15 protein-coding genes, 5 pseudogenes and 1 other annotated feature are annotated in these 25,353 nt (G+C 57.6%); of the genes and pseudogenes, 14 read left to right on the forward strand and 6 right to left on the reverse strand.

Annotation, left to right across the window (positions count from 1 at the left end):
- The first annotated feature begins 32 nt into the window (after positions 1–32).
- Genes KSAC_RS00395 through KSAC_RS00410 form a run of 4 tightly spaced genes read left to right on the forward strand, consistent with a single transcriptional unit; the run spans position 33 to position 7,158 of the window.
- A complete protein-coding gene (locus KSAC_RS00395) occupies positions 33–1,499 on the forward strand; it encodes an ATP-binding protein (protein WP_207918715.1) in 1,467 nt (488 codons plus the stop codon).
- Positions 1,496–4,363, forward strand: coding sequence for a Z1 domain-containing protein (locus tag KSAC_RS00400; RefSeq protein WP_132303492.1), 2,868 nt, complete (start codon positions 1,496–1,498; stop codon positions 4,361–4,363). Before KSAC_RS00395 ends, KSAC_RS00400 begins: the two co-directional genes overlap by 4 nt.
- A complete protein-coding gene (locus KSAC_RS00405; protein WP_132303494.1) occupies positions 4,347–5,351 on the forward strand; it encodes a PD-(D/E)XK motif protein in 1,005 nt (334 codons plus the stop codon). The genes KSAC_RS00400 and KSAC_RS00405 overlap by 17 nt, the downstream gene beginning before the upstream one ends.
- 1 nt (position 5,352) lies before the next feature.
- The gene (locus KSAC_RS00410; RefSeq protein WP_165927255.1) at positions 5,353–7,158 is read left to right on the forward strand and encodes an AIPR family protein; all 1,806 of its coding nucleotides are present in this window, start codon (positions 5,353–5,355) and stop codon (positions 7,156–7,158) included.
- A gap of 61 nt (positions 7,159–7,219) precedes the next feature.
- On the opposite strand, the gene KSAC_RS00415 is transcribed toward KSAC_RS00410, so the two are convergent.
- Positions 7,220–8,755 carry a DNA cytosine methyltransferase gene (locus KSAC_RS00415; protein ID WP_132303498.1) on the reverse strand — a complete coding sequence of 512 codons (1,536 nt, stop codon included), beginning with the start codon at positions 8,753–8,755 and terminating at the stop codon, positions 7,220–7,222.
- Positions 8,756–8,880: 125 nt separating this feature from the next.
- Here KSAC_RS00415 and KSAC_RS00420 point away from each other — a divergent pair.
- Together KSAC_RS00420 and KSAC_RS00425 are read left to right on the forward strand one after the other, a co-directional pair.
- Positions 8,881–10,067, forward strand: a pseudogene (locus KSAC_RS00420) (IS3 family transposase).
- A gap of 67 nt (positions 10,068–10,134) precedes the next feature.
- Positions 10,135–10,889, forward strand: a pseudogene (locus KSAC_RS00425) (IS5 family transposase).
- Here the strand turns inward: KSAC_RS00425 and KSAC_RS00430 are convergent.
- Positions 10,882–11,654 (reverse strand): annotated as a pseudogene (locus KSAC_RS00430) (IS3 family transposase); the annotation flags it as partial. The pseudogenes KSAC_RS00425 and KSAC_RS00430 overlap by 8 nt on opposite strands.
- A gap of 64 nt (positions 11,655–11,718) precedes the next feature.
- Between KSAC_RS00430 and KSAC_RS00435 the strand changes: the two are divergent.
- Positions 11,719–12,531: an IS5 family transposase gene (locus KSAC_RS00435; protein ID WP_132303502.1), complete on the forward strand. Its 813-nt coding sequence runs from the start codon at positions 11,719–11,721 to the stop codon at positions 12,529–12,531.
- A gap of 32 nt (positions 12,532–12,563) precedes the next feature.
- Positions 12,564–12,680, reverse strand: a sequence feature (AL1L pseudoknot).
- Here KSAC_RS00435 and KSAC_RS00440 read toward each other — a convergent pair.
- Positions 12,665–12,958, reverse strand: coding sequence for a transposase (locus KSAC_RS00440; protein ID WP_132303504.1), 294 nt, complete (start codon positions 12,956–12,958; stop codon positions 12,665–12,667). It overlaps the preceding feature by 16 nt.
- 631 nt (positions 12,959–13,589) lie before the next feature.
- Between KSAC_RS00440 and KSAC_RS00450 the strand changes: the two genes are divergently transcribed.
- From KSAC_RS00450 to KSAC_RS00475, 6 genes are read left to right on the forward strand one after another with little or no spacing between them, the layout of a single operon-like run.
- A complete protein-coding gene (locus KSAC_RS00450) occupies positions 13,590–13,817 on the forward strand; it encodes an AbrB/MazE/SpoVT family DNA-binding domain-containing protein (RefSeq protein WP_132303506.1) in 228 nt (75 codons plus the stop codon).
- The gene (locus KSAC_RS00455) at positions 13,817–14,215 is read left to right on the forward strand and encodes a type II toxin-antitoxin system death-on-curing family toxin (protein WP_132305994.1); all 399 of its coding nucleotides are present in this window, start codon (positions 13,817–13,819) and stop codon (positions 14,213–14,215) included. Before KSAC_RS00450 ends, KSAC_RS00455 begins: the two co-directional genes overlap by 1 nt.
- Positions 14,216–14,249: 34 nt before the next feature.
- Positions 14,250–16,097 (forward strand): type I restriction-modification system subunit M, encoded by a 1,848-nt coding sequence (locus KSAC_RS00460; RefSeq protein ID WP_243705237.1) that lies wholly within the window; start codon positions 14,250–14,252, stop codon positions 16,095–16,097.
- Complete coding sequence (locus tag KSAC_RS00465) at positions 16,094–17,401, forward strand: restriction endonuclease subunit S (protein WP_132303508.1); 1,308 nt, start codon at positions 16,094–16,096, stop codon at positions 17,399–17,401. The genes KSAC_RS00460 and KSAC_RS00465 overlap by 4 nt, the downstream gene beginning before the upstream one ends.
- Positions 17,398–18,345, forward strand: coding sequence for a GIY-YIG nuclease family protein (locus KSAC_RS00470; protein WP_132303510.1), 948 nt, complete (start codon positions 17,398–17,400; stop codon positions 18,343–18,345). Before KSAC_RS00465 ends, KSAC_RS00470 begins: the two co-directional genes overlap by 4 nt.
- A gap of 23 nt (positions 18,346–18,368) precedes the next feature.
- Positions 18,369–21,410, forward strand: a complete 3,042-nt coding sequence (locus KSAC_RS00475; protein ID WP_243705238.1) for a type I restriction endonuclease subunit R — start codon at positions 18,369–18,371, stop codon at positions 21,408–21,410.
- A 204-nt stretch (positions 21,411–21,614) separates the two neighbouring features.
- Here KSAC_RS00475 and KSAC_RS00480 read toward each other — a convergent pair whose 3' ends face one another.
- A complete protein-coding gene (locus tag KSAC_RS00480; protein ID WP_132303514.1) occupies positions 21,615–22,517 on the reverse strand; it encodes a ketopantoate reductase family protein in 903 nt (300 codons plus the stop codon).
- A 145-nt stretch (positions 22,518–22,662) separates the two neighbouring features.
- Here KSAC_RS00480 and KSAC_RS00485 point away from each other — a divergent pair.
- Positions 22,663–23,049: pseudogene (locus KSAC_RS00485) on the forward strand (helix-turn-helix domain-containing protein); the annotation flags it as partial.
- A gap of 55 nt (positions 23,050–23,104) precedes the next feature.
- On the opposite strand, the pseudogene KSAC_RS00490 reads toward KSAC_RS00485, so the two are convergent.
- Positions 23,105–24,447 (reverse strand): annotated as a pseudogene (locus tag KSAC_RS00490) (IS1182 family transposase).
- A gap of 66 nt (positions 24,448–24,513) precedes the next feature.
- Positions 24,514–25,268 (reverse strand): IS5 family transposase gene (locus KSAC_RS00495; RefSeq protein WP_132303518.1). Its coding sequence is split into 2 segments (ribosomal slippage): positions 24,514–24,929 and positions 24,929–25,268, totalling 756 coding nucleotides; the frame shifts between segments, so codons are not numbered across the junction.
- Between the last annotated feature and the right edge of the window lie 85 nt (positions 25,269–25,353).

The raw sequence follows: 25,353 nt of genomic DNA on the forward strand, positions 1-25,353 counted from the left end.
GTGTAAGAAATGCTCCTCCTCACGCCGGATCGATGCTCGAGTCCCTTCGAGGACTCGGCTACGCGCCTCCCACCGCACTTGCCGATCTGGTCGACAATTCCATCGCCGCAAAAGCGCGCGATGTCGCCGTTCATCTTGAGTGGGCCGGTCCAGAGAGCTGGGTAAGAATCGTCGATGACGGCGAAGGCATGGACGACGCGGCTCTGGAGGCTGGCATGCGCCTTGGCGCTCGCGATCCGAGGGCTGAACGCGCCGCCACCGACCTCGGACGCTTCGGGCTGGGCCTGAAGACGGCCAGCTTCTCTCAGGCTCGTCGCCTCACCGTCGCCAGTCGGAAGGAAGGTGGATCGGTCGTCTGCCTGCGCTGGGACCTCGATCTCATTGGTCAGGAATCCGGGGCTGATTGGCCGCTCTTCGAGGCGCCGGCGCCGGGATCAGAGCATCTGCTCGCGCCGCTGGACCAGATGGCCCACGGCACCGTCGTACTCTGGGAGAAACTGGACCGTATCGTGACCGATGGCTTCGCGGCCACCGACATGATCGAGCTCGCGGATCGCGTGGAGGCGCATCTTGCGATGACCTTCCATCGCCTCATCGATGGCCAACTGCCCATGCTGCGCCTCTCGCTCAATGGCAGAGGATTGAAGCCTTGGGATCCGTTCCTCATCGGTCATCCCGGCAAGGCGCTGGAAAGCCTCGAGTATCGGATCCTCCACACCATTGGTGTGACCGTGCAATGCCACGTCCTTCCGCATCGCGACATGCTCAAGACTGCCGAACAGGAAGCGGCGGCGGGGCCCGGAGGATGGACGCAGCAGGAGGGCTTCTACGTTTACCGCAACAGGCGTCTCCTTCTCGCTGGGGGTTGGCTTGGCCTCGGCGATGGCGGCAAGCCATGGCCGCGCGATGAAGCTCACAGGCTCGCTCGTATCCGACTCGACATACCGAACAGCGCGGATGCCGATTGGAAGATCAATGTCCTGAAATCCACGGCCAGCCCCCCGGTGCGCCTGCGATCCCAGCTTCATCGTCTCGCAACAGAAACACGCGACACGGCGCGGCGGGTCTTCGCCCACCGGGGACACGTGACCCCGGCCTCAGGCACACGCCCGAACGCGGTCGCTGAAGCCTGGCAAGTGCGGCGCTCGGCACAGGGAACGTCTTACCGGATCGCTCGTGACCATGATCTTGTCGCCTCGATCCTCGATCGCGCAGGCCCACTCAAGCCCGACATTCTCGCTCTTCTGAGGCTGATCGAAGAGACAGTGCCCGTGCAGCGTATCTGGCTGGATACGGCGGAAGACAAGGAGACGCCGAGAACTGGTTTCAGCGGAGCGACCGACAACGAGGTGACGGAGACCCTGTCCTCGATGTTTGAAGCGCTGGTGAAGTTCCGCGGGCTCAGCCCGACTGAGGCGTGGGAGCGGCTCGGTCGCACGCCCCCATTCGACCAGCACCTCGACCTGGTTGCAGCCCTTGAAGCGAAAGACACGCAATGACGATTTCAAACCAGAAGGCCTTCGATTCAATCCTTTCCATGGCCCAGAACATGCTCCGCCTTGCTGCGGAACGCGCTCAAAGCCCTGTCACTCCGGAAATGATCGAGAAGGAGCTGACCAAGCTGTCGATCATGATGGAGGACGATTTCGCATTTGTTGATCGGGACGCGCTGGTTGACGAACTGATCCGCCGTTCAAGCCGCACGGTGGGCGAGAACGCTACCTTGTCGAGCGGTGAGGACCATGTCGCCTGGCTTGATGCAGAAAGGAAGAAGGGCTGGACCTATTGGCAGCGTTACTCGGAGTACATGGAAGCGCGCATTCCTTGGACGGCCCTCGATGCTCTCGACGTCGCCACTGACGAAGTACTTTCGCAGCTCGAGGATCCGACCCGGGAAGGCGCCTGGGATCGTCGCGGCTTGGTCGTGGGCCACGTCCAGTCGGGGAAGACAGGCAATTATACCGGACTGATCTGTAAGGCCGCCGACGCCGGCTACAAAATCATCATCGTGCTTGCCGGCCTGCACAACAACCTGCGAGCACAGACCCAGATCCGCCTAGACGAGGGGTTTCTCGGCTTTGCCACTATCGCGGATGCTGACGAGCTCCCGGCAGTGGGGGTCGGACTGATCGACAAGGACATGTCGGTCCGTCCCAATGCTGCAACGAATCGGAGCGACAAGGGCGACTTCAACACGGCCGTTGCCGCGAAGATGAACGTCAGCCCGGAACAGCGACCGTGGTTGTTCGTCGTCAAGAAGAACAAGACGGTGCTGGAGCGCCTGCTGCACTGGATCCGCAACCGTGTGGCCAATCATGTCGATCCCGAAACAGGTCGCAAACTCGTCACCAACCTGCCTCTCTTGGTGATCGACGACGAGTCCGATCACGGATCTGTCGACACTGGTGAAGATGTCGTGGACGAATTCGGCAACCCGGATCTCGAGCACGAGCCCAAGACGATCAACAGATTGATCCGGTCGATCCTCCACCATTTCTCGCGGAAGGCCTATGTCGGTTACACGGCGACACCCTTTGCGAACATTTTCATTCATGACCGCGGGGAGACTCAGGAGCACGGACCGGACCTCTTCCCCGCAGCCTTCATCACCAGCCTTGCGGCGCCATCGAATTATGTCGGACCGGGTCGTGTCTTCGGATCAGCTTCCAGCACGCCGGAAGACCTGCCTCTGGTGCGCCCACTTTCGGACGGTGAATTCCAGCCGTGGATGCCGCCACAACACAAGAACGGCTACCGACCGCGATGGCAGGGGGAGGACCGTGTGCCGGACTCGCTCGCAGAAGCGATCCGCTCCTTCGTCTATGCCTGTGCCGTGAGGAAGCTGCGCAGACAGGGCAGCAAACATTCTTCGATGCTTATCCACGTTACCCGCTTCACCTCGGTACAGAACGCTGTCGTCAACCAAGTCGCAGAGTACGTGCGGGATCTGAAGGGCCGCTACACCCGCGGCATCGAACTCGAGAACCTCGAGGCGTCCATGCGCAAGGAATATGAAAAGACCTTCCTGCCAGGGATGCAGCTTATCCGTTCTGCCCTCGTCGAAGGCGAAGCGCTGGAGGACTTCTCGTGGGCCGACATTCGCGCTGTCCTCCCCGACGTGCTGTCCGACATTCGCGTTCGCGAAATCAACGGGACGGCGAAGGACGCACTCGACTACGCCGAGAATGATGGCACCGGCCTCAAGGTGATTGCCATCGGCGGCGACAAACTGGCGCGCGGTCTGACGCTCGAAGGTCTCTGCACGAGCTACTTCCTTCGAACCGCACGCATGTACGACACACTCATGCAGATGGGGCGCTGGTTCGGCTACCGTGACGGCTACCTCGACGTCTGCCGCCTCTACACATCGCAGGAAATGGTGGAGTGGTTCGGCCATATCGCCGATGCCGCCGAAGAGTTGCGTCAGGAGTTCGACAACATGGTCGCGGCCGGCGCCACGCCCAAACAGTTCGGCCTGCGTGTAAAATCGCACTCCGTTCTGACCGTGACTTCGCGGGCGAAGATGAGAAACGCTCGAGCGATGCAGCTGACCTATTCGGGCGACCTGCTGCAGACTATCGTGTTCCCCAACCGCAAGGACGACATCAAGGCGAACTTCAAGGCCACGGATCGGTTCATCAACGCACTCGGTCCATCGACGGATTTGAATGATCAGCATTTCGTTCCACTAGGTCAGAAGTGGAACGGTCACCTTTGGCGCGCTGTACCAGCCCTGACCGTCATCTCATTTCTGCGGGATTACAGAACCCACCCTGCCAGTTTTCGAATCATGAGTCCGCTGATCGCGGACTTCATCGAGGAGATGAACAAGGATCGTGAACTGATGAACTGGACGGTCGCACTGATCGGAAAGGACACGGGCCCGGACGACAAGTACCGTAAGGTCGGCGGCTCTTCGGTCAACATGCTGAAGCGGAGAAGAACGACCGAACATGCAGATCGATATTCTATCAAGACCCTGATTTCGCCTCGCGATCAGGCTATCGATCTGACGGAAGCAGAATGGAAGGCTGCGCTCGGCCTCAGCCAGAAAACGTGGCGCAACGATACCGCTCGTAACGACGGCAAGGAGCCTCCGTCAGAGCCGAGAGGTCCGCAGATCCGTCACATTCTCGGGGAAGGAGACACCGAAGCAGGCGTCCGAGCCCGTCGGGAGCGTGGTCTCCTGATGCTCTATCTGCTCGATCCCGAGGGTGCCGAGGTCGAAAAGCTAAAGGATGTCGATCCCGTCGTCGCCTGGGCAATCAGTTTTCCGTCGAGCACTTCCGAGAGAAGGGTGTCCAACTCGAGGTACATCGCCAACAGCGTACTTTGGGGAGGCCTCAATGACTGGGTGGACTGAAGATGGGATTGTACGCGCTTGGCGAGCGCTCGCACGACAGGAAGGGGCGGAAGACTGGCGATTTGTGCATCTCACCGATATGGGCGCCGTCTCAGTCGAGGCGGGGTGTCACTTCCCCCTCGGACGGGAGGCGTTGATCGTCTCCTTTCCGGGATCGTGGCCGGTGAACCCGGCAAGGCTTCCTGAGGGCAAGGGCTTCGACGTATCCTGCATCGAAGGTCAGTCCGTATTCACAGACAAGACGGGGATTGCTCTCGTCAGGCGGCCGGAGGGTTCCCCCGACATCTTCGCCATCATGGTTGTGGATGTCTTGAGAACTCTGGAGACAGCAGCCAAAAGCTCGGGTCGCGATGTTATGGAGACCTTCCTCGAACGGGTCAGGGAATGGCAGACTTTCATGGCCCGAACTCACCGTCCTCTTTCGTCCGATGTGCAGATCGGCCTGCTCGGCGAACTCTGGATGCTTAGGCTGCTCACGGACACCTCCCTCGGAGCAGATGCTCTTGAATGCTGGCAGGGACCGTTACGGGCTGCACAGGACTTCCACGTTCGGGGTGGCGCGATAGAGGTGAAGAGCACGGTCAGGACCGGCAGCTTCCTCGCGCGGATCAACAGCATCGAGCAACTGGACGGTGACAGGGCGCCCATCTTCCTCTGCGCCTTCCGCTTCGAGGAAAATACGGATGGGATCTCGCTTGCCGATCTCGTGTCCGAACTCCGCAAAAGGTTTGGACTGGCCGGAGTTCAGCGCGGCTTTGAAGCGTTGCTCATGGTGATGGGATATCTCGAAGAGCATTCACCGCTCTACAGCCGAACGCTGACATTGAAGGATGCAAGGACATTCCGCTCGGAAGGTGACATGCCGCGCCTTATACGTGCTTCCCTGCCAGCCGCCATCCGTTCTGCCGCCTATGAACTCGACCTCGATGCCTTGGAAATCCCCTCTATTGGGATTCTGGAGCTGATCGACGAATTTGGACTTGACTGACATGAGCCTCGACGATTTTCACCGCAATTTTCGTTCCCATCTGCAGACCACCATCGCCGAGCGCGTAGAGGCCGGCGAAGGCCCATTTCCTTCGGATGAGCTCGTTTTTGCGGAAATGGTTATGGAGCACGTCGCGGAAACTGGGATCTGCGAGGCACCAACCGTTTGCCACTGGAGCGGCAAGGTCGGCAACGCGAAACTCCGCATTACGGGCTATGCGCTCAGCTCCGATGAAACGGCTCTCGACCTCTTCGTGACCCACTATTTCGGGTCAGAAGAACTGAACGATCTCAGGGACTCGGATGCTACCGCAACTGCAAGCGAAGGCGTTCGCTTTCTCTTTCGAGCGGCAAGCAGCAACCTCAACGCAAGGATCGATCCGACTCATCCCGTCAGGGATCTGGTCGCCACCATTCGTTCTCGCTGGGGCGACATCGACCGACTTCGAGTATTCGTGATCACCGATGGCAAGACCAAGACCAAACGGTTCTCGAACAAGGAGGTTCACCAGAAGATGGTGGCCGTCGAGGCCATGGATATGGAGAGGCTGTTCCGCCACACCGAGGGCAAACCACGAGACGAACTGGCCGTGAGTTTCGTCCAGTCGATCGGTCGGGCACTTCCCTGCGTACATGTCCCAGACCCTGACGCTGACTACGAGTATGCCCTAACCGCCATTCCCGGGCAGCTCATCCGGGACCTCTATCTGCGCTACGGGACGACGCTGCTTGAAGCCAATATTCGCACCTTTCTGGGGAACAAGCGCACGGTCAACAAGGGCATCGTCGAAACGCTGCGGAAGGAACCGGAGCACTTCCTCGCCTTCAACAATGGCCTTGTGCTTGTCTGCGACGAAGCGGCCTTCGAGCGGACCGACGACGGTAATCTGGGCCTGTCCTTCCTGAAGGGTCTGCAGATCGTGAACGGCGGCCAGACAACCTCGACCATCTACTTCTCATCCCGCGATGATCGTATCATCGATCTCAGCCATGTCATGGTCCCGGCCAAGATCATCATCCTCAAGGGATCGCAGGACGAAGCGCGCGAGAGACTGATCAGCAACGTGTCACGGTATGCGAACAGTCAGAACGCGGTGAAGATGTCCGACCTGTCGGCAAACCGCCCGTTCCATCGAGAACTTGAGAAACTCGCGAGCGACATGTGGTGCCCCGATGGAGCAACGCGATGGTTCTATGAGCGCGCAGCTGGCGCCTACAACATCATGCTGCTGAGGGAAGGCACCACGCCCGCGAAGAGGCGGAACCTGAAAGAGATGGTCCCGCCGAAACGCAAGCTGACCAAGAACGACATCGCGAAGTACCATGAAGCGTGGCGCGGCAAGCCGAACCAAGTCGCCATGGCTGGCGAGAAGAACTTCGCGGCCTTCATGGCTGCACTCGATGATGATCCGACTATTGTCCCGAGCCCGCTCGATGCCCGTTGGTATCGGGCGATGATCGCCAAAGTCATTCTGTTCAAGGCGGTCGAGAGTATGATCAAGACGAAGGAGGCGAAAGAGGTGTTCCGCCAAGGATGGGTGAACATCGCCACTTACGTCGTATCGGTGGTTGCCGATCGACTTGGTGACCGGCTCGATCTCGAGCAGATATGGATGTGGCAAGGGATTTCAGATGGCTTGCGGGATCTGCTCTGGGACTGGGCCGTCGTCGTAAACGCCGAGTTCAGCAGGATCGCACCGGGCCAGCAAATTTCGGAGGTGGCGAAGCGCGCGGACACCTGGGCGAAGGTGAGAGCCGCTGAATTCCCAGTTCCGCGGGGTTCAATCCAAGAGGTGCGACAATCATGATGCCTGACATCGGTGTTATCGCATTTAATGCGTCGAACACCTCATGACAGATCGGTAGTGTTCACCGTTTCAGCGTAGATAGCATGAGCGCTGCAATCTGCCTTGCAAGAAACGGCGGCACGGCATTTCCAACTTGGACATATTGCTGCGTTCGGTTGCCGAGAAACAGGTAATTGTCGGGAAAGGTCTGCAGACGAGCGGCTTCGCGGACCGTCAGGCTACGGCACTGGATCGGATCGGGGTGAATGAAGTAGTGGCCATCCTTCGAGATGTGGCTCGTGACCGTGGTCGATGCCTCGTCCGCCAGCTGAACCCGGAAGCGGTCATTGAAGACACCACTGTGCCAATTGCGGTGATCGGGGCTGAGCACCAGAGGGAAATCGGCCGCTTTCGGGCTGTAGCCATGGACGGTTCCGAACACGGCAGCAAACAGGTAGCGGCCCAGATCCGACGCCATGTGCCCACGCGTCTCGTGCTGGGCGATCGCGCGCAGCTCCGGTCGCTCGATCCACTGCAGTAGCTCATCGTTCGAAGTGCCGTAGCCGTCTGGAAACCGTGACGCAGCCCGAACAGTCGGCGGGTTTTCCTCCACTTGCTCTGAAACGCTCAGGAATGCCTCACGGAGCGCCCGGTTGTCCTCCCCCTTGGAAATGCCAGCCAGCATGTTTGCGGCTTCGAGGACTTCTCCTCGCCAGGCTGCGGCGTCGTCGAGCCCGCGGCTGATGCCGCTTCGCAAGGCGGGCATCGTTTCGATGACATCGCGGACAGTACGTGCCATCCCCGATACAGCGATCTCCGCATCGGCGGCACGTCCTGCGAGATCAGAGCGGATGCCGACGATGATCACCCTGTGGCGACGCTGCGGGACTCCGAACGCCTCGGCGCGCACGATGAAATCCGAGGGCTGCGCCGCCTCCTGTAGGCTGGCCTTGCCATCCTCTACCCGGACGGCACGAAGTTCGTAGTGATGGGCGTGACCAGTGCCGAGCGAGGACAAATCCTCCATCAGCATCTCGAAGACAAGCCGGCTTTCGACTGTCGACGAAAGCATGCCCTTGACGTTTTCCATAACGAAGGCGGCCGGGCGAAGCTTGTCGAGGACCCGGATGTACTCCCGAAAGAGGTAGTGCCGCGCATCCTCCTCCGGGACGTAGCCGACCTTGCCTCTGGAGCGGACGCGCCCCACTAGGGAATAGGCCTGACAGGGCGGCCCGCCGATCAGGATCGTGTCGTCGTACTTTGCTTTCAGCGTCGCGATGGCGCCATCTATGGCGGTCGCCGCAGCCCCGGTGCCGAGCTCAAGCGCACGAGCTTCGTCGATGGCATGCTGCCACGCTTCGGCATCGACGGCTGACCAGTCCGGTTCGGATACCAGCCCGGCATGGAAATCGATGAACTCTTTCGGCAAGACGCCATGACGTGCACGGTACTCGCGCAGAAAGGCACGTAGCGTCAGGGTCCGATGGGCCGACGCCTCCTTCTCGACTGAAATGCCGATCCGGAACGGCGCATGGCCGTCTTCGACGAGGGAAGCGAACCCCTCGCCAAGTCCGCCCGGGCCGGCGAACAGATCGACAATGCCGAAAGTGGAAGGCAAATCAGGCTCCTGACGAAGTTCATTCAGCCGGTGTATACTACGGCGTGTCATCAGTTAAGAGAGGAGGCCCCGGAAAATCGGACAGGGTGATAAGCTATCCCCGGCTTGGATAAGGACAGGGACTGATGGGCAAGGTTACGAGGAAACGGTATTCGTGTGAGTTCAAGTCTCGTGTGGCTCTTGAGGCGATCCGTGGCGAGCAGACGTTGTCGGAACTGGCGTCGAAGCACGGTGTGCATCAGACGATGATTGCCCAGTGGAAGCGTCAGGCGATCGAGGGCATGGCAGCGACCTTTTCGGGCAAGGCCGTTGCGGAGCCTGCGACGAGTGCGGCCGAGGTTGAGAAGCTTCATGCGAAGATCGGCCAGCTTTTGGTGGAACGGGATTTTTTGCGGGATGCCTCTGTTCGCTTGGGCGTGACCAGAGGCGGGAAATGATCGACCCGCAACGTCCCCGCTTGCCGATTGTCAGGCAATGCACCTTGCTGAGGCTCAACCGATCTGGGGTATATTATCAGCCTGCGCCCGAAAACGCGTTCAACCTGATGCTGATGCGGTTGATCGACGAACAGTTCATGGAAACGCCGTATTATGGCGCCCGGCAGATGGCGCGGCACCTTCGCCGTCTGGGCCATGAGGTAGGCCGCAAGCGGATCGGACGGCTGATGGCCCGGATGGGGCTGGTTGCGATCTACCAGAAACCCAGGACGACGGTGCCCCACCCGGAGCATCGCACATATCCTTATCTCCTGCGGGACCTGACGATCGACAGGCCCAACCAGGTCTGGTGTTCGGATATCACCTACATTCCGATGCGCCGGGGTTTTCTGTATCTGACGGCGATCATGGACTGGGCGACGCGCAAGGTTCTGGCCTGGCGCCTGTCCAATACCATGGATGCGGACTTCTGCATCGAGGCCTTGTAGGAGGCGTTGGCCCGCTACGGGACGCCGGAGATTTTCAACACGGATCAGGGCAGCCAATTCACCACGCCGCGCTTCACCGAAGTGCTGCAGGGCCGGCAGATCCGCATCAGCATGGACGGGCGCGGCCGCTGGATGGACAATGTCTTCATCGAACGGCTCTGGCGGTCATTGAAATATGAATGCGTGTATCTCCACGCTTTCGAGACCGGCTCGGAACTTCGTGCCGGCCTGGCGAAATGGATTGGTCATTATAATTCGCGGCGCCCACACTCGGCGCTCGCTGGACGCACGCCCGATGAGGCGTATCATGGATCCGCTCCGACACCGCTGCCGGGGTTAACCCCGGCAGCGGTGTCGGTCAGCAACAACGAGAAATTGGCGGCATAGCAACATCGGGCGATAGCTTATTCAACCCGCAAATCTGTCCGAACAAATGGGGCCACCTCTCAGACAGATGCGGCGCTATAGTTTACGCGATGACCAGTGGGAGCGGATAAAGGATCTTCTTCCCGGTCGAGAAGGCTATGTCGGCGGCACTGCGGTGGACAACCGTCTGTTCGTGGAGGCGGTGCTGTATCGCTATCGCGCGGGTATTCCATGGCGCGACCTTCCTGCCCGTTTCGGGGACTGGAAAAACGTGCACCGGCGTCTGCGCCGCTGGTGTGAAAGCGGCGTCATCGAACGGATATTTCGTTATCTGGCCGCTGATTACGACAACGAATACATGATGATCGACAGCACAATTGTCCAGGCGCATCAGCATAGTGCCGGAGCTCTCAAAAAAGGGGCACGGATCAGGCCATCGGACGATCACGAGGCGGGTTGACTACAAAGATCCATGCCATCTGCGACGCTCTGGGCAATCCGGTGAAACTCGGCATCACACCGGGACAGGATGCCGATATCACCTAGGCAGAACCGCTTCTGGAAAACATCGACCCGGATGCTTTTCTTGCTGACAAGGCGTATGACGCGGACAGGTTGATCGATCGGCTGATACAGCGCGGGATTATCCCGGTCATCCCGCCAAAACGCAACAGAACGACACGACGGAAAACCGATTTTTCTCGCTACCGTGAACGGAACCTTGTTGAGAGGTTCTTCAATAAACTCAAGCAGTTTCGCGCTATCGCAACCCGCTACGATAAACTGAAATCGACCTTCCTCGCAGCCGTGCAGTTCGCCTCAATCATCATCCTGCTTAACTGACGACACGCCGTAATGCATGCGATTTCTGTTGCGCATAAAAGCGTGCTTCAGCTTCTGCTGGCGGGATGTTTCCAATGGAGGACAGGAGCCGCCGATTGTTGAACCAGTCGACCCATTTAAGCGTTGCCATCTCAACAGCGTCCCTGTTTTTCCATGGCCCCTGCCGATAGATGAGTTCGGTTTTGTAAAGTCCGTTAATGGTCTCCGCGAGGGCATTATCATAGGAATCCCCAACACTGCCGACAGAAGCGACAAGGCCAGCTTCAGCCAATCTTTGCGTATAGCGAATGGACACATATTGACAGCCGCGGTCGGAATGGTGGGTCACTTTTCCCTCAGGCCGCCTCTGGCTCAAGGGCATCCAGCATGAAGTCGGTATGAGCCTTTGAGGAGACACGCCAGCCCACAATGAACCCGGGCAAACACATCAATGATGAAGGCCACATAAACAAAGCCCTGCCATGTAGAAACGTAAGTAAAATCCGAAACCCAGAGCCTGTTAGGGGCTGGTGCATGAAACTGGCGCTGCACCAGATCCTGTGGACAGGGCCGTGCCGGATCTGGCTGTGTGGTTCTGACCCCCTTGCCACGAATGACGCCTTTCAGTCCCATCCGGCGCATCAGCCGCTCTACCGTGCAGCGGGCGACATCCAAGCCTTCACGTTTGAACTGCTGCCAGACCTTGCGCGCTCCATAGACGCAGAAATTATCATTCCACACTCTATGGATGTCATCGCACAGCTCTTTGTCTTTCTGGCTGCGCACACAAGGATTTTTCTGCCTAGAGGGTGTTATGTACTTTTTTGTGTAATTGTTGCAGAATATGTGGATGAATACTGCTCGCAAACCGTATCCGTCTGATATCAGTGACGAAGAGTGGTCTCTGATTGTTCCCTATCTCCTTCTGATGAAAGAGGATGCAGAGCAGCGACATCATGATCTGAGAGAGTTGTTCAACGGCCTGCGGTATGTGATCCGTTACGGTATAGCATGGCGCGCGATGCCGAACGATCTGCCACCGTGGACTGCGGTTTATCAGCAATCCCGGCGCTGGATGGACGCAGGATGTTTCGAGGTTGTCGTCCACGATCTCCGGGCCGTGCTGCGTCTGGCTGCAGGAAAGCAGGCCGAGCCGACAACGGCGATTATCGACAGCCGGACACTGCGCTCAACCCCTGAGAGTGGTTCACGCGCCGGGTATGATGGCGCGAAAAGAAAAAAGGGATCGAAGCTGCACATGGCGGTCGACACCCTAGGGCATCTTCTGGCCCTGCACGTCACCCCGGCAGACAGAGATGATCGGGCAGAAGTCGCTCCGCTCGCGCAAGCCATTCAGCAGGCAACAGACGGTAGCGTTGAACTGGCATGGGCTGATCAGGGCTATACCGGATCAAAACCGGCGAAAGCTGCCAGAGAGCAGGATATCACCCTCGAAATCGTCAGGCTGCCTCAGGCAAAGCGGGGTTTTGTGCTGCTGCCCCGACGATGGATCGTGGAGAGATCGTTCGCATGGGCGACACGGTGCAGAAGGCTCGTAAAAGACTACGAGCGCTGCGCCTCAACCCTCGCCGCAATGCACACCATCGCCTTCGCTGGCTTCATGCTCAGAAATGCCGCTCAACTGCTCGCCCAAAGTGCATAACACCCTCTAGAAACGGTTGCATAATAGACAGATGGTGCAATCGGCAGGATCTTGCAGATTGACCCGACACCATATGTCTGCCGGTGCTCATCAATGAAGCGCGTCATGGCCTGAACCGGCGGTCGAGTTCCGCCTAGGCAAGATACGCATAAGCCTTATGCAGTATTTCATTGGCCTGCCGCAATTCGCGGTTCTCTCGCTCCAGTTGCCTGATCTTCTCTCGATCAGGCAGGTCACTCACCGCAGGTGCATTGGCCCGCTCATGCAGACGGGTCCATTTTGACAGCGTGTCAGGGTGAATATCCAGCTTTGGAGCGATCATCATCACCGCAGACCACCGCGAAGGATGGTTCTTCTCTTCCTCCAGAACCATGCGGGCTGCACGTTCACGAAATTCAGGCGGAAAACGCTTCGATTTATTGCTCATGAATTCTTCTTACCTCACGGGTCTTTCTGTCTCCACAACACCCGGGGCAATTCAGATCGGGGAGGGGCTACATCGTCGCGCGATCATAGACCCCATCCGTTTCGCAGAGCGGCTGCAGGCGAAGCGAATCTGAACCCGGTCAGGCCAGTAGCGGGCTGATCTCCATTCCTGAAAACGAATCTACAACGAGACAGTTGGCCAAGACAGGCCTTACGGCGCGTATACGCCTCATGCCGATTAGTGTCGTGCCTGTGGTTTATGTGTAAAGGCCTTTCCCGAGCAGACCATCAAACTTGCGAAAGTCTGACGCGTAGAAAGAGGCGGCTGGTTCACGAAACCATGTTCTGCAGGCATAGTCAGCCTGACACAGAGCGATAACATCGAGTGACCTTTAGCCGTAATCAATGTCCGGTTACGGGCAGGCTCTCAAGGTCAATGAATGTCTTAAATGAGGCGACTGCCGTCTGTCTGCTCCTGTGTCACTGAGCGGACAGGCAGATCAGGGGGGGGAGCGGAAGGTCCGGTTTTGGGTGGACGAGCGTAATAGCTGACGCAGTGACAACTCGATTTTGCTTGCTGCTCTTAAGTAAGCTCAGCTACGTATTACGACACGTAATACGGAGCTGAGTCCATGGAAACGGTCGTCGTTCGCAAACAGGGTAATTCTGTTGGTGTTACCCTTCCGGTGGAAACACGTATCCGCCTTGGCCTAGAAGTCGGGCAGGTACTCACGCTGGTCGAAATGGCCGACGGAATCAAGCTGGTGAAGCGCAATCTCAAGCTTGAACGCCAGATGCAGATGGCGCGCGAGACGCTACGTGAGCAGGCTGACGTTCTTCAGGAACTGGCCAAGCGTTGATGCCGGATCTGCCTGAGTTTCTGGAACCTGATGCGGTGCTGTTCATGCACGATCAGGCTCTGAAGGAATATGGTGGGACACATGGTCTCAAAAGCGAGAACCTGCTGCACAGCGCGTTAGCTCGCGCCGAAAACCGCTGGCACTATGCTGAAGTCCCAGCGCCGGACACCGCGACTCTGGCGGCTGCCTATGCTTATGGCATTGCGCGTAATCATCCCTTCAATGACGCCAACAAGCGGACAGCCTGGAGTTGCTGCGTCCTTTTCGTTCGGCTGAATGGAACTTGTGTGCAGGTCAGTGCCCTAGACGCCGTCGAGGCCATGGTGACTCTTGCGTCTGGCGCAATGGAGGAAGACGCGTTCGCGGCGTGGCTTCGGCTGCATTTCCAAAATCAGTGATTTATATATTTTCGACATCGGACCAGATTTTCTCATGAGCACGACACCCCGCACGGCCTCCCTGTCCTCCATGATCTGGCAGGTCGCCGATCTCCTTCGAGGCGATTTCAAGCCAGCTGAATACGGTCGGGCCATCCTACCCTTTACCGTTCTGCGCCGCCTTGATGCCGTTCTGGCTCCGACCCGTGACAAAGTGCTGAAGGAAAAAGAGAAGTGGGAGAGCAAAGGGATCGACCCAATGCCTTTCATGGAGAAAGCCGCAGGTCTGCGGTTCGTGAACACGTCTGACTTCACACTGAAAGGCGTGCTGGGCGATCCGGATAACCTGACCCAGAACCTGTCCGCCTATATCAATGCCTTCTCTCCCGCCGCCCGTGATATCTTTGACCACTTCCGCTTCACCGAACAGACAGACCGGCTGGCCAAAGCCAATCTCCTCTATCTGGTGCTCGAAAAATTCATCAGCTTCGATCTCAGTGATAAAGCCGTTGATAACCACCAGATGGGACAGGTGTTCGAGGAACTGATCCGCAAATTCTCGGAAGCCTCCAACGAGACCGCTGGTGAGCACTTCACCCCGCGCGAAGTCATCAAACTGATGGTGAACCTTATCTTCGCTGAGGATGACAGTCTGCTGACCCCCGGCAACGCTGCCGTCCGCACCATCTATGACCCCACCGCTGGCACCGGCGGCATGCTCTCTGTCGCGGAAGAGTTCCTGCTCGACCACAATCCGGACGCCCGTCTGACCATGTTCGGGCAGGAACTGAACCCGGAATCCTACGCCATCTGTAAGGCTGACATGCTGATCCGTAATCAGGATGTCAGCAACATCCGCCTTGGCAACACGCTCTCCGATGATGAACTGGCGGACCACAAATTCGATTACATGCTCTCCAATCCGCCCTTCGGCGTGGAGTGGAAGAAGGTCGAGAAGGCCGTCCGGGCCGAGCATGAAAAGCTGGCTTATGATGGACGCTTCGGCCCCGGCCTGCCGCGTATCTCGGACGGCTCCATGCTGTTCCTGCTCCACCTTGTCCACAAGATGCGCCCGTCGAAGGACGGCGGCTCACGCTTCGGCATTGTGCTGAACGGTTCCCCCCTGTTCACGGGCGCTGCCGGTTCCGGCGAGTCCGAAATCCGCCGCTTCGTGCTGGAAGAGGATCTGGTCGAAGCCATCATCGCACTACCGACCGATATGTTCTTCAATACCGGCATCGCCACCTATGTCTGGGTGCTGACCAACCGCAAGCCGAAAAACCGTAAGGGGAAGGTGCAACTGATCGATGCCTCCTCCTTCTGGCAGAAAATGCGCAAAAGCCTCGGCTCCAAACGCAAGGAAATGGGGGAGGACGACATCACCCTCGTCACCCGGCTGTTCCGCGATGCGCAGGAGGCGCAGCTTGCCACCATCACCGCCGCCGATGGCACGCAGACGGGCGCGGTCGTGATGCAGGGCGCGGAACCACCACAGGCCCCGGAAGGCGGCAAGGCCAAACTCGCGCCGCTGAGCCGCATTTTCCGTAATGAGGATTTTGGCTACCAGACCATCACCGTGGAGCGCCCGCAGCGCGACGAGGACGGCAATATCGTCCTCGGTCAGCGCGGCAAGGCGAAGGGCAAGCCCGTGCCCGATAGCAGCCTGCGCGATACGGAAAACGTGCCTCTGAATGATGACATTCACGCCTACTTCAAACGCGAAGTCCTGCCCCATGCCCCTGATGCGTGGATTGATGAGGACAAGACAAAGATCGGCTACGAAATTCCGTTCAACCGGTATTTCTATGTGTTCGAGCCCCCGCGACCGCTTGAGGAGATTGATGCGGATCTGAAAGACGTGACGGCGAAAATCATGACGATGCTTGGGGAGCTTTCAGCATGAGTTTCCCGAAGTATCCGGCTTATAAGGACAGTGGAGTTGAGTGGATCGGAAAGATTCCGAGCGGGTGGTTGACCGCTCCTTTACGTGCAATTTGTACAGAAAAAACAGCAAAAAATGATCCTGAAATCACCAAATATTATCTATCACTCGTAGCAAACATTGGGGTCATCCCTTATGCCGAAAAAGGAGATGTTGGAAACAAAAAACCAGAAGATTTATCAAAATGTAAAATTGTGTCGGAGAACGATTTTGTAATAAATAGTATGAATTTTGGAATAGGTTCTTTTGGTCTATCTAAATATAATGGGATATGTAGTCCCGTTTATATTGTTCTAAAGGTAAATGATCAATTCCATATTAATTTTTTTAGGTATGTATTTGAAAACAAAACCTACCAAACTTACTGTCAGTCATTTGGCAATGGTATTTTAGCTCATCGTAGCGCTATATCTTGGGATATACTCAAGGGCATTGAGCTTCCTTTCCCGCCACTCCCCGAACAGCAGGCAATAGCCCACTTTCTAGACCGCGAGTGCGGGAAGATTGACGCCCTGATTGCCGAACAGGAACGGCTGATTGCCCTCCTTGCGGAAAAGCGGCAGGCCGTCATCTCCCATGCCGTCACAAAAGGCCTGAACCCCAACGCCCCCATGAAGGACTCTGGCATCCCGTGGATCGGGATGGTGCCGGAAGAGTGGGAGGTTGTGCGGTTTTCACGATTGGTAGCGATCGCAGAAGGGCAAGTAGATCCCAAAAAAGAGCCATATTTGTCAATGATTTTAATCGCCCCAAATCATATTGAATCTGGAACCGGTCGTTTACTAGAGCTAACCACAGCTGCAGACCAAAGAGCTGAAAGCGGCAAGTATATTTACGAAGCAGGAGCTGTGATCTACTCAAAAATTCGACCAGCCTTGGCAAAGGTAGCACTCGCGCCTCTGAGCGGTCTCTGCAGTGCAGATATGTATCCATTGACCAGTCGAGGACGGCTTGATCAAGCATATCTTGCTTGGCTTATGCTTGCCCCAAGTTTCACTGCATGGGCGATTCTGGAGTCAGACAGGGTCGCGATGCCCAAAATCAATAGAGAGAAACTTAATGAATTAATGCTTCCTGTTCCCCCTTTATTGGAACAAATAATTATTGCTGAATATATCACAAACGAGACCATTAAATTTGATGAGCTGGTGGCGACTGCCAACTCCGCCATTACCCTCCTCAAAGAACGCCGCGCCGCTCTCATCTCCGCAGCCGTCACTGGCAAGATCGACGTTCGCGCCCAGAGCAAGGCCCTCGCAGCATGATCGACACCAAGGGCCGCTCTCTGGAGCTTTTCTATATCGACGGTCATCCGGACGGCATGGTGACCGCTGAACTCTTCAACTGGACGGGGCATGTATTCGTCACCCCGCGCACGCGCCTGACCGAAGCGCTGCGACGGGAGGAAGCCGGTTACGCAGGCGTGTACCTGCTGCTGGGTGAAAAGGACGGGCAGGATTTCGCCTATATCGGCGAGGCCGAGGACCTCAGCACGCGACTGAAGCAGCATGCGGCGGCCACTGACAAGGATTGGTGGGAAACGGCCGTGCTAGTCTCGGCCAGCGCAAATCGGCTAAACAAGGCACATGTGAAATATCTGGAAGCGCGGCTGGTCACGATGGCGCGGGAGATCGGACATACACCGCTGCATAACGGCAACTCGCCCTCCCTGCCGGGACTGACGGAAGCCGATATTGCCAAGATGGAGGCCTTCCTTGCCAACCTGATGGTTGTCCTGCCAGCCATCCGGGTGGATATGTTCATCCAGCGCAGCCGCCCAGCGGGGTCGTCGCGGCCAGTTCCAACTTTTGAAGCGTCGGAAGCTGGAACGCACCCCACCACAACAGAGACGGCCCGCTTTTTGCTGCACAAACCACGCATTGATCTGACGGCAAAAGCCATCTTTCAGGACGGTGAATTTGTTGTAGAGGCAGGGTCTCAGGCCAGGACTGAATGGCACGGGGAAGGCACATATAAACCGCTGCATGAAGAACTGGTACGCTCCGGCATTCTGCAGATGGCTGGCGAACATCGAGTGTTCATCAAGGATTATGCGTTCAGAAGCCCAAGTGCAGCGGCTGCCGTCGTATTTGGCCACGCCGTAAGTGGACCTGCCGCATGGAAGCTGGAAGATAACCCGGACATCACATTCCGGGACTGGCAGGCGCAACAGCTGGAGGTCATTCCTGACGAGGGGGCCGACTTATGACAGACCTCCACAAGGAGCACCATATGGAATCCGAAATCTGCGACTATCTCGGCCGTTCCGGTTGGCTTTATGAGGAAGGGTCTGCCAGTCGCTACGACGTCACCCTGTCCCTTTTCCCCGAAGACCTGCTGGCATGGGTGCGCGAATGCGAGCCCGAGGCGTGGGAGGCGCTGGAGAAAACGCATGGCGGCTCGGCTGGTGCTGTGTTGTGCCAGCGTGTGCGGGATGCGCTGAACACGCGGGGTGCGCTGGTTGTTCTGCGGGACGGGCTGGACATTATCGGACTGACGAAGACGCTGAAAATCTGTCAGTTCCGTCCGGCCGTGACGATGAATCCGCATCTGCGTCATCGCTATGACGCCAATCGCCTGCGCGTGGTACGGCAGGTTCGCTATTCGGCCAGCAACGGCAATAAGCTGGATCTGGTGCTGTTTCTGAATGGCGTGCCGGTTGCAACAGTTGAGCTGAAATCGAACTACACTCAGTCCGTTCAGGACGCAGTGGAACAGTATTGCACCGACCGATTGCCGAAGCCGCCGGGCAGGCCAGCGGAGCCGCTGTTGTCCGTGCCCGGCGGGGCAGTGGTGCATTTTGCCGTCAGCAACACCGATGTGATGATGTGCACCCATCTGGACGGCGCGCACAGCCGCTTTCTGCCGTTCAATCAGGGGAACGAGGGTGGGGCGGGCAATCCCGGCACCACGGCGTATCTGTGGCGGGAGGTCTGGCAGCCAGATTCATGGCTGGATATTCTTGGCCGCTACGTCATTCCGGTGAAGAAAAAAGGGAAGATCTCGGGCTGGATCTTTCCGCGCTATCATCAGCTTGCCGCTACACGGCTGCTGGTCTCCACTATTCTGGAGGAAGGGCCGGGGCAGCGTTACCTGATCCAGCACTCTGCCGGGTCGGGCAAGACGAACTCCATCGCGTGGACGGCACATTTTCTGTCCGACCTGCATGACGTGCACAATCACAAGCTATTCGATACGGTCATCGTGGTGTCGGACCGCACGGTTCTGGACAGGCAGCTTTCGGAAACCATTGAGAGCTTCGAGCGCACGCGTGGGGTGGTGGCGTCGATCTCTGGCAACGGGGGCAGCAAGAGCCAGGAACTTGCAGCGGCTCTACATACCGGCAAGAAAATCATTATCTGCACGATCCAGACCTTTCCGTTCGCTCTGGAGGAAATCCGTCAGCTTGCGGCGACAGAGGGCAAGCATTTCGCCGTGATTGCTGATGAGGCTCACTCCTCGCAAACCGGGACATCGGCCAGCAAACTCAAGGCGGCTCTTTCAGCCGGTGAACTGGCGGAGCTTGCGGACGGTGGAGAGATCAGCACGGAAGACCTGCTGGCGGCGGAAATGGCGCAAAGGACTGCGGCAGACGCAGGCATTTCCTTCATTGCGTTCACGGCTACGCCAAAGGCCAAAACGCTGGAACTGTTTGGGCGCCTGCCGCATCCTCAGCCTAAGGGCAAGGACAATAAGCCTGAGGCGTTCCATGTCTATTCCATGCGGCAGGCTATCGAAGAAGGCTTCATCCTTGATGTGTTACAGAATTATGTGTCCTGGAAACAGGCGTTTCGCCTGAGCCAGAACGGGCAGATTCTGGATGACACAGAAGTCGAGGCTTCGGAGGCAAAGAAAGCGCTGATGAAGTGGGTGCGCCTGCATCCCACCAACATCGCCGCGCGCGTGCAGATCGTGGTGGAGCATTTCCGCCAGAATGTGCAGCCTCTCCTTGGCGGCAAGGCGCGCGCTATGGTCGTGACGGCCAGCCGCAAGGAGGCCGTGCGCTGGAAACTGGCTATGGATCGCTATGTGAAGGAAAAGCATTATCCATTCGGGCTTCTCGCAGCGTTTTCGGGTGAGGTGGATGATCCGGAAAGTGGTCCGGAGCCCTTTACGGAAAGCAACATTAACCCCGCGTTGAAAGGGCGCGACCTGAGGGAGGTCTTTGCCGAAGATCCATGGCGGATTCTGATCGTGGCGAACAAGTTCCAGACGGGTTTCGATCAGCCATTGCTGTGCGGCATGTATGTGGACCGGAAGCTCGGCGGCATTCAGGCCGTGCAGACGCTTTCGCGCCTGAATCGCTGCTATCCGGGCAAGGACATGACGTTCGTGGTCGATTTCGAGAACGACCCGGAAGACATCCTCAAGGCATTCCAGCAATATTACACGAAGGCCGAACTGGCGGATCTCAGTGACCCGAACTGCGTGGTAAACCTGCGCCACAAGCTGGATGATGCCGGGTTGTATGATCAGCCTGAGGTGGATCGGGTGGCTCATATCCTCACAAATCCGAAAGCGTCACAGCAGCAGCTTGATGCGGCCATTGTGCCGGTCAGTTCCCGTGTGCTGGGCCGCTATCGCGAGGCGCGGAAAATCATTCAGGACGAACCGGAAGGCTCACAGGAGCGGAAGGAAGCAAAGGAGCTCATTGACGGACTGATCCAATTCCGGAGTGATTTGGCATCCTACGTGCGGATGTATGAGTTTTTCAGCCAGATGCTGAACTACGGCAATCCGGACTATGAAAAGCTATACTTGTTCGCGAAAATGCTATGGCCTCTCCTGAAGTTCGACCGTGAGCGTGAGACCATCGATACGACGACACTGCGTTTGACGCATCATCGAATGAAGGACCTTGGCAAGCAGAAGCTTGGGCTAAAGCACGAAGCAGGTGACGGGCTAGAACCCATAAAGGAAGCCGGTTCGGGACAACCGCAGGACAAAGTGAAAGTTCAGCTTTCCCGCATCATTGAGGCGATCAATGACCTGTTCGAGGGAGATCTGACGGATGGTGACAAGGTGGCGTTTGTCACCGGATTGGAAACCAAGCTAGCAGAGTCAGAAAAACTACGGGAGCAGGCAAAGGCCAACACCAGAGACCAGTTCGCCAACTCACCAGATATTCAGGAAGAAGGGCTGAATGCGACCATCGAACTTATGAAGACACATGAAAAGATGGGCAAACAGATGCTGAACAATAGTTCGCTGTTGCGTGCTGTTATTGCCGCCATCGTGAAGCAAGGTGGGTTATGGGAAGGGATGCAGGGATAACGATAGCCTACAACGATCTAAGAACCGCGAACCTTTTATGTTTCCGACTGTCCGCTTCTTGGAAAGGAAACAGGGTTTGACACGTCCGACATGGAGGCGATTACTGCCTGTCCGGTATTGATCAAAATTATCCGCAAGTGGTCATGCGCACGACAGCATGTGTGGTAACAGCCTGAGACCCCATATCGGAAAAAAATCATGTTATCATTCTGGTTTCATCGCGCAAATGGCGTTGGCCTCGACTGACTGGGCAGCTGTGGGCGCTGATTCCAGCATGTCGTCCACAAGAGCGCAGCACTCGGCTTTTCCAGTCGCTAGGAGTGTCCGAAACGCTGGAATGCGTGACAGCCCCCACAGCATTCCGGCCACGATGAAAACTGGTAGCTTTTCCAGTCTTGCCTTGTCCTTCGGGTAAATCTCATATCCTTGGCTCCTGATCATGGCAAAGCAGGCCCTTACACCAAGAGCCAGGGTCCGGGCACGGCTCCATGAAGCTCCCCTGCCACGCTGCACCGCAGCAACGGCAACGCTTTCGAAAGCGACACCCAGCGGAACATGACAGCGAAGCCACAGGTCCATCCGGGGCTCATACCGGGTGGGCAGCCCCGCAGCCCTGAAAAGATGTGCCCATTCCGGGTCGTCGGTCAGCGTCTCGCGCTTTCCGACGGACATCTTGAAGTGGCCGTTCGCATCGAAATCGGACTGGAGAAACGGCATACCGAACGCAGCCCGGTCGGGGAAGACAGCCTGTTGCAGATGATCCGGGTTGAACGTCATGAACATGAAATGGATTTTCCGGGCTGCACAGCGCGTCAGCGCCGGTAGAAGCGCTCTCACTTGGTAGTCCTTGACCGTCACGAGAACGAGATCATACGGGATGTTTTCATCCAGCGTGTCGCAGATGATCGCTGAGGCGTGCTCATGCGTCGTTGTCACGATCCCTTCATCCCGTTGCAACTGTGCAAGGCGCGCAGAATTCGGACGGGCAATGATCGTGACCTCATGCCTCGCGTTTCGCGCGAGATGAAAGGCGAAAGCGCTGCCGATCCGTCCGCCACCCAGAATGGCGATGCGCAGTGGTGAAGACTTATCGGAAGATATGCTCATGTGCTGTGCCCCTACGTCTCCCGGAAACAAGATCCAGCCCGACTCAGGATTGAGATCCGGACAGTATTCCCGAAAGGGGACAGACTGAATGGTATCAGATACACTGGTAAAGCCGTGAACTTACAGGGGTATAGGAACTAACAGGATGAGCAGCCTGCATGCCAGTGAGAAGGCGCTTGGTCTCTATCTTCGCAATGCACGTCAGAAACTTGATCCTGCCGCACTGGGATTCCCGGCAACCCGCCGGCGAACCCTGGGCCTGCGTCGCGAGGAGGTGGCGCAGCGCGCGGAGCTGAGCGTGACATGGTACACTTGGCTTGAGCAGGGCCGGGGCGGCATGCCGTCGGCTGCGGCTCTGGAGCGTCTTGCTGGTGCCTTGATGCTGACCGACGCCGAACGTGAGCATCTTTTCCTTCTCGGGCTGGGGCGATCGCCCGAGGCGCGTTATCGGCAGGACACGGATGTCACGCCGAGACTTCAGCGCGTGCTCGACAGACTTGATCCCAGTCCGGCGTTCATCCGCACCGCAACCTAGCAGCCTGTCGGGTTGGGCATTTTGCGGCTGATAACACCGAGGCTGACCCGGCTTATGCTGCGTGAAGCCGTGCCATTCTTTTGCAGTTGTATGCGAGAGCGACGAGTGTCCATTCGGTCGTGACTTTTGCAAGGCTGCGCAGACTGAATCTTCTGAACCCCATGATGCTTTTGATAATTCCAAAGACCGGTTCAACGGTCTGTTTTCGTAGTCTGTAAACATCTCCGGCATCTGTGGTTTCCAGCCTGTCCTTCATGGCAAGCCGCCAGGGTTCGGTTATCCGGCGCGGCTCCCTGTTTTCAGGAGGGGGCCGGAAATCATATGGTCTGCGGGCGCGAGGTCGTCCGATGGCGACCAGCGGATCGATGCCTTTTTTCCGCAGGTCCCGGACCGCCTGCCCGTTGGCGTAAGCGGTGTCGGCGAGCACTGTATTTGGGAGACCGATCGTGTTTTCCATCGACAGCACGGTGCTGGCAAAGGACGGCGCGTCCGCTGACGTGGCGACAACGTCGGTTGTCACGATCAGCTGACTGCCTTCGGCGCAGACCACGGCCTAGGCATTGTAAGCCTGCCGGAACTCGTGGGCGTCCGAACGCCGCATGAGGCGGCTGTCGGGATCGGTCAGGCTGATCTGCCGCTCAGGTAGTGGTTCATCATCAGGCGGTTTGGGCGCCCGGCCGCGACGCCCTGTTTTTGCGTCATACGCGCCTTCTTTTTCTCGTATGCCGGACGTGCAGCTTCGGCCTGCGCCTTCGCATCTGCTTCCAGCCGGGCGCAGGCTTCGTCCAGCTTCGCTTTCAGTATTTCCCGTCGGGCCAGCTCTTCCGGCAATGCCTGCGGATCGCTATCTGTGGCATCTGCGTGCTCCGCCTGCTCCAGCAGTTTCGCGATATCCACCGCCAGCTGTTTGCGCAGCGCCCTGATCCGGTCGTAACGCAGGGAACGGTATTTCGAAGCGTCGGCATCGATTTTCGTGCCGTCGATCGATACGACACCCAGACGCAGCAGACCTGTCTCGCGCGTCAGAAGCAGGACCTGCGCAAATGCAGCTTCAATGGCTGTCCGGTTCGTCCGGCGGAAGGTCGCAATCGTATCATGATCCGGATGCAGGTTCGCCGCCACGAAGCGCACACCGATGTCGCGATATGTCGCCCTCTCGATCCGGCGTGAGGAAAACAACCCGTTCGCGTAACTGAAGATCAGAAGGGCCAACATCAGGCGCGGATGATACTGCGCCTTGCCTCCCGTGCGCACTGGCACGCAGAACGCATTCATCGGAACCCGCTCAACGGCTGCGACAATGAAATGCGCCATATCATCAGCCGGAAGCCACGACTTCAGATCAGGTGGCAGAAGATACGGCTGAGACCGGTCAAACGGGATGAAGCTGCTCATCTCACCACCTTACAACCTCACCCCTTCACAGGGTACCCCAACCCGACAGGCTGCTACGGCGTGTCGTCAGTTAAGCAGGATGATGATTGAGGCGAACTGCACGGCTGCGAGGAAGGTCGATTTCAGTTTATCGTAGCGGGTTGCGATAGCACGAAACTGCTTGAGTTTATTGAAGAACCTCTCAACAAGGTTCCGTTCACGGTAGCGAGAAAAATCGGTTTTCCGTCGTGTCGTTCTGTTGTGTTTTGGCGGGATGACCGGGGTAATCCCGCGCTGTATCAGCCGATCGATCAACCTGTCCGCGTCATACGCTTTGTCAGCAAGGAAAGCATCCGGGTCGATGTTTTCCAGAAGCGGTTCTGCTTGGGTGATATCGGCATCCTGTCCCGGTGTGATGCCGAGTTTCACCGGATTGCCCAGAGCGTCGCAGATGGCATGGATCTTTGTAGTCAACCCGCCTCGTGATCGTCCGATGGCCTGATCCGTGCCCCTTTTTTGAGAGCTCCGGCACTATGCTGATGCGCCCGGACAATTGTGCTGTCGATCATCATGTATTCGTTGTCGTGATCAGCGGCCAGATAACGAAATATCCGTTCGATGACGCCGCTTTCACACCAGCGGCGCAGACGCCGGTGCACGTTTTTCCAGTCCCCGAAACGGGCAGGAAGGTCGCGCCATGGAATACCCGCGCGATAGCGATACAGCACCGCCTCCACGAACAGACGGTTGTCCACCGCAGTGCCGCCGACATAGCCTTCTCGACCGGGAAGAAGATCCTTTATCCGCTCCCACTGGTCATCGCGTAAACTATAGCGCCGCATCTGTCTGTCTCCCTCAAAAAACGGGAAAACAGTCAGCACACGCAGACACAAAGTACAACCCTCACGTGCCACACTCAGGGCTTAA

This window comes from Komagataeibacter saccharivorans, assembly GCF_004348195.1.
Classification (GTDB): domain Bacteria; phylum Pseudomonadota; class Alphaproteobacteria; order Acetobacterales; family Acetobacteraceae; genus Komagataeibacter; species Komagataeibacter saccharivorans.

Coding starts and splice junctions, on each gene's coding strand:
- KSAC_RS00395 (WP_207918715.1), top strand. CDS start 33: ATGCTCGAGTCCCTTCGAGGACTCGGCTACGCGCCTCCCACCGCACTT.
- KSAC_RS00400 (WP_132303492.1), top strand. CDS start 1,496: ATGACGATTTCAAACCAGAAGGCCTTCGATTCAATCCTTTCCATGGCC.
- KSAC_RS00405 (WP_132303494.1), top strand. CDS start 4,347: ATGACTGGGTGGACTGAAGATGGGATTGTACGCGCTTGGCGAGCGCTC.
- KSAC_RS00410 (WP_165927255.1), top strand. CDS start 5,353: ATGAGCCTCGACGATTTTCACCGCAATTTTCGTTCCCATCTGCAGACC.
- KSAC_RS00435 (WP_132303502.1), top strand. CDS start 11,719: ATGAATACTGCTCGCAAACCGTATCCGTCTGATATCAGTGACGAAGAG.
- KSAC_RS00440 (WP_132303504.1), bottom strand. CDS start 12,958: ATGAGCAATAAATCGAAGCGTTTTCCGCCTGAATTTCGTGAACGTGCA.
- KSAC_RS00450 (WP_132303506.1), top strand. CDS start 13,590: ATGGAAACGGTCGTCGTTCGCAAACAGGGTAATTCTGTTGGTGTTACC.
- KSAC_RS00455 (WP_132305994.1), top strand. CDS start 13,817: ATGCCGGATCTGCCTGAGTTTCTGGAACCTGATGCGGTGCTGTTCATG.
- KSAC_RS00460 (WP_243705237.1), top strand. CDS start 14,250: ATGAGCACGACACCCCGCACGGCCTCCCTGTCCTCCATGATCTGGCAG.
- KSAC_RS00465 (WP_132303508.1), top strand. CDS start 16,094: ATGAGTTTCCCGAAGTATCCGGCTTATAAGGACAGTGGAGTTGAGTGG.
- KSAC_RS00470 (WP_132303510.1), top strand. CDS start 17,398: ATGATCGACACCAAGGGCCGCTCTCTGGAGCTTTTCTATATCGACGGT.
- KSAC_RS00475 (WP_243705238.1), top strand. CDS start 18,369: ATGGAATCCGAAATCTGCGACTATCTCGGCCGTTCCGGTTGGCTTTAT.
- KSAC_RS00480 (WP_132303514.1), bottom strand. CDS start 22,517: ATGAGCATATCTTCCGATAAGTCTTCACCACTGCGCATCGCCATTCTG.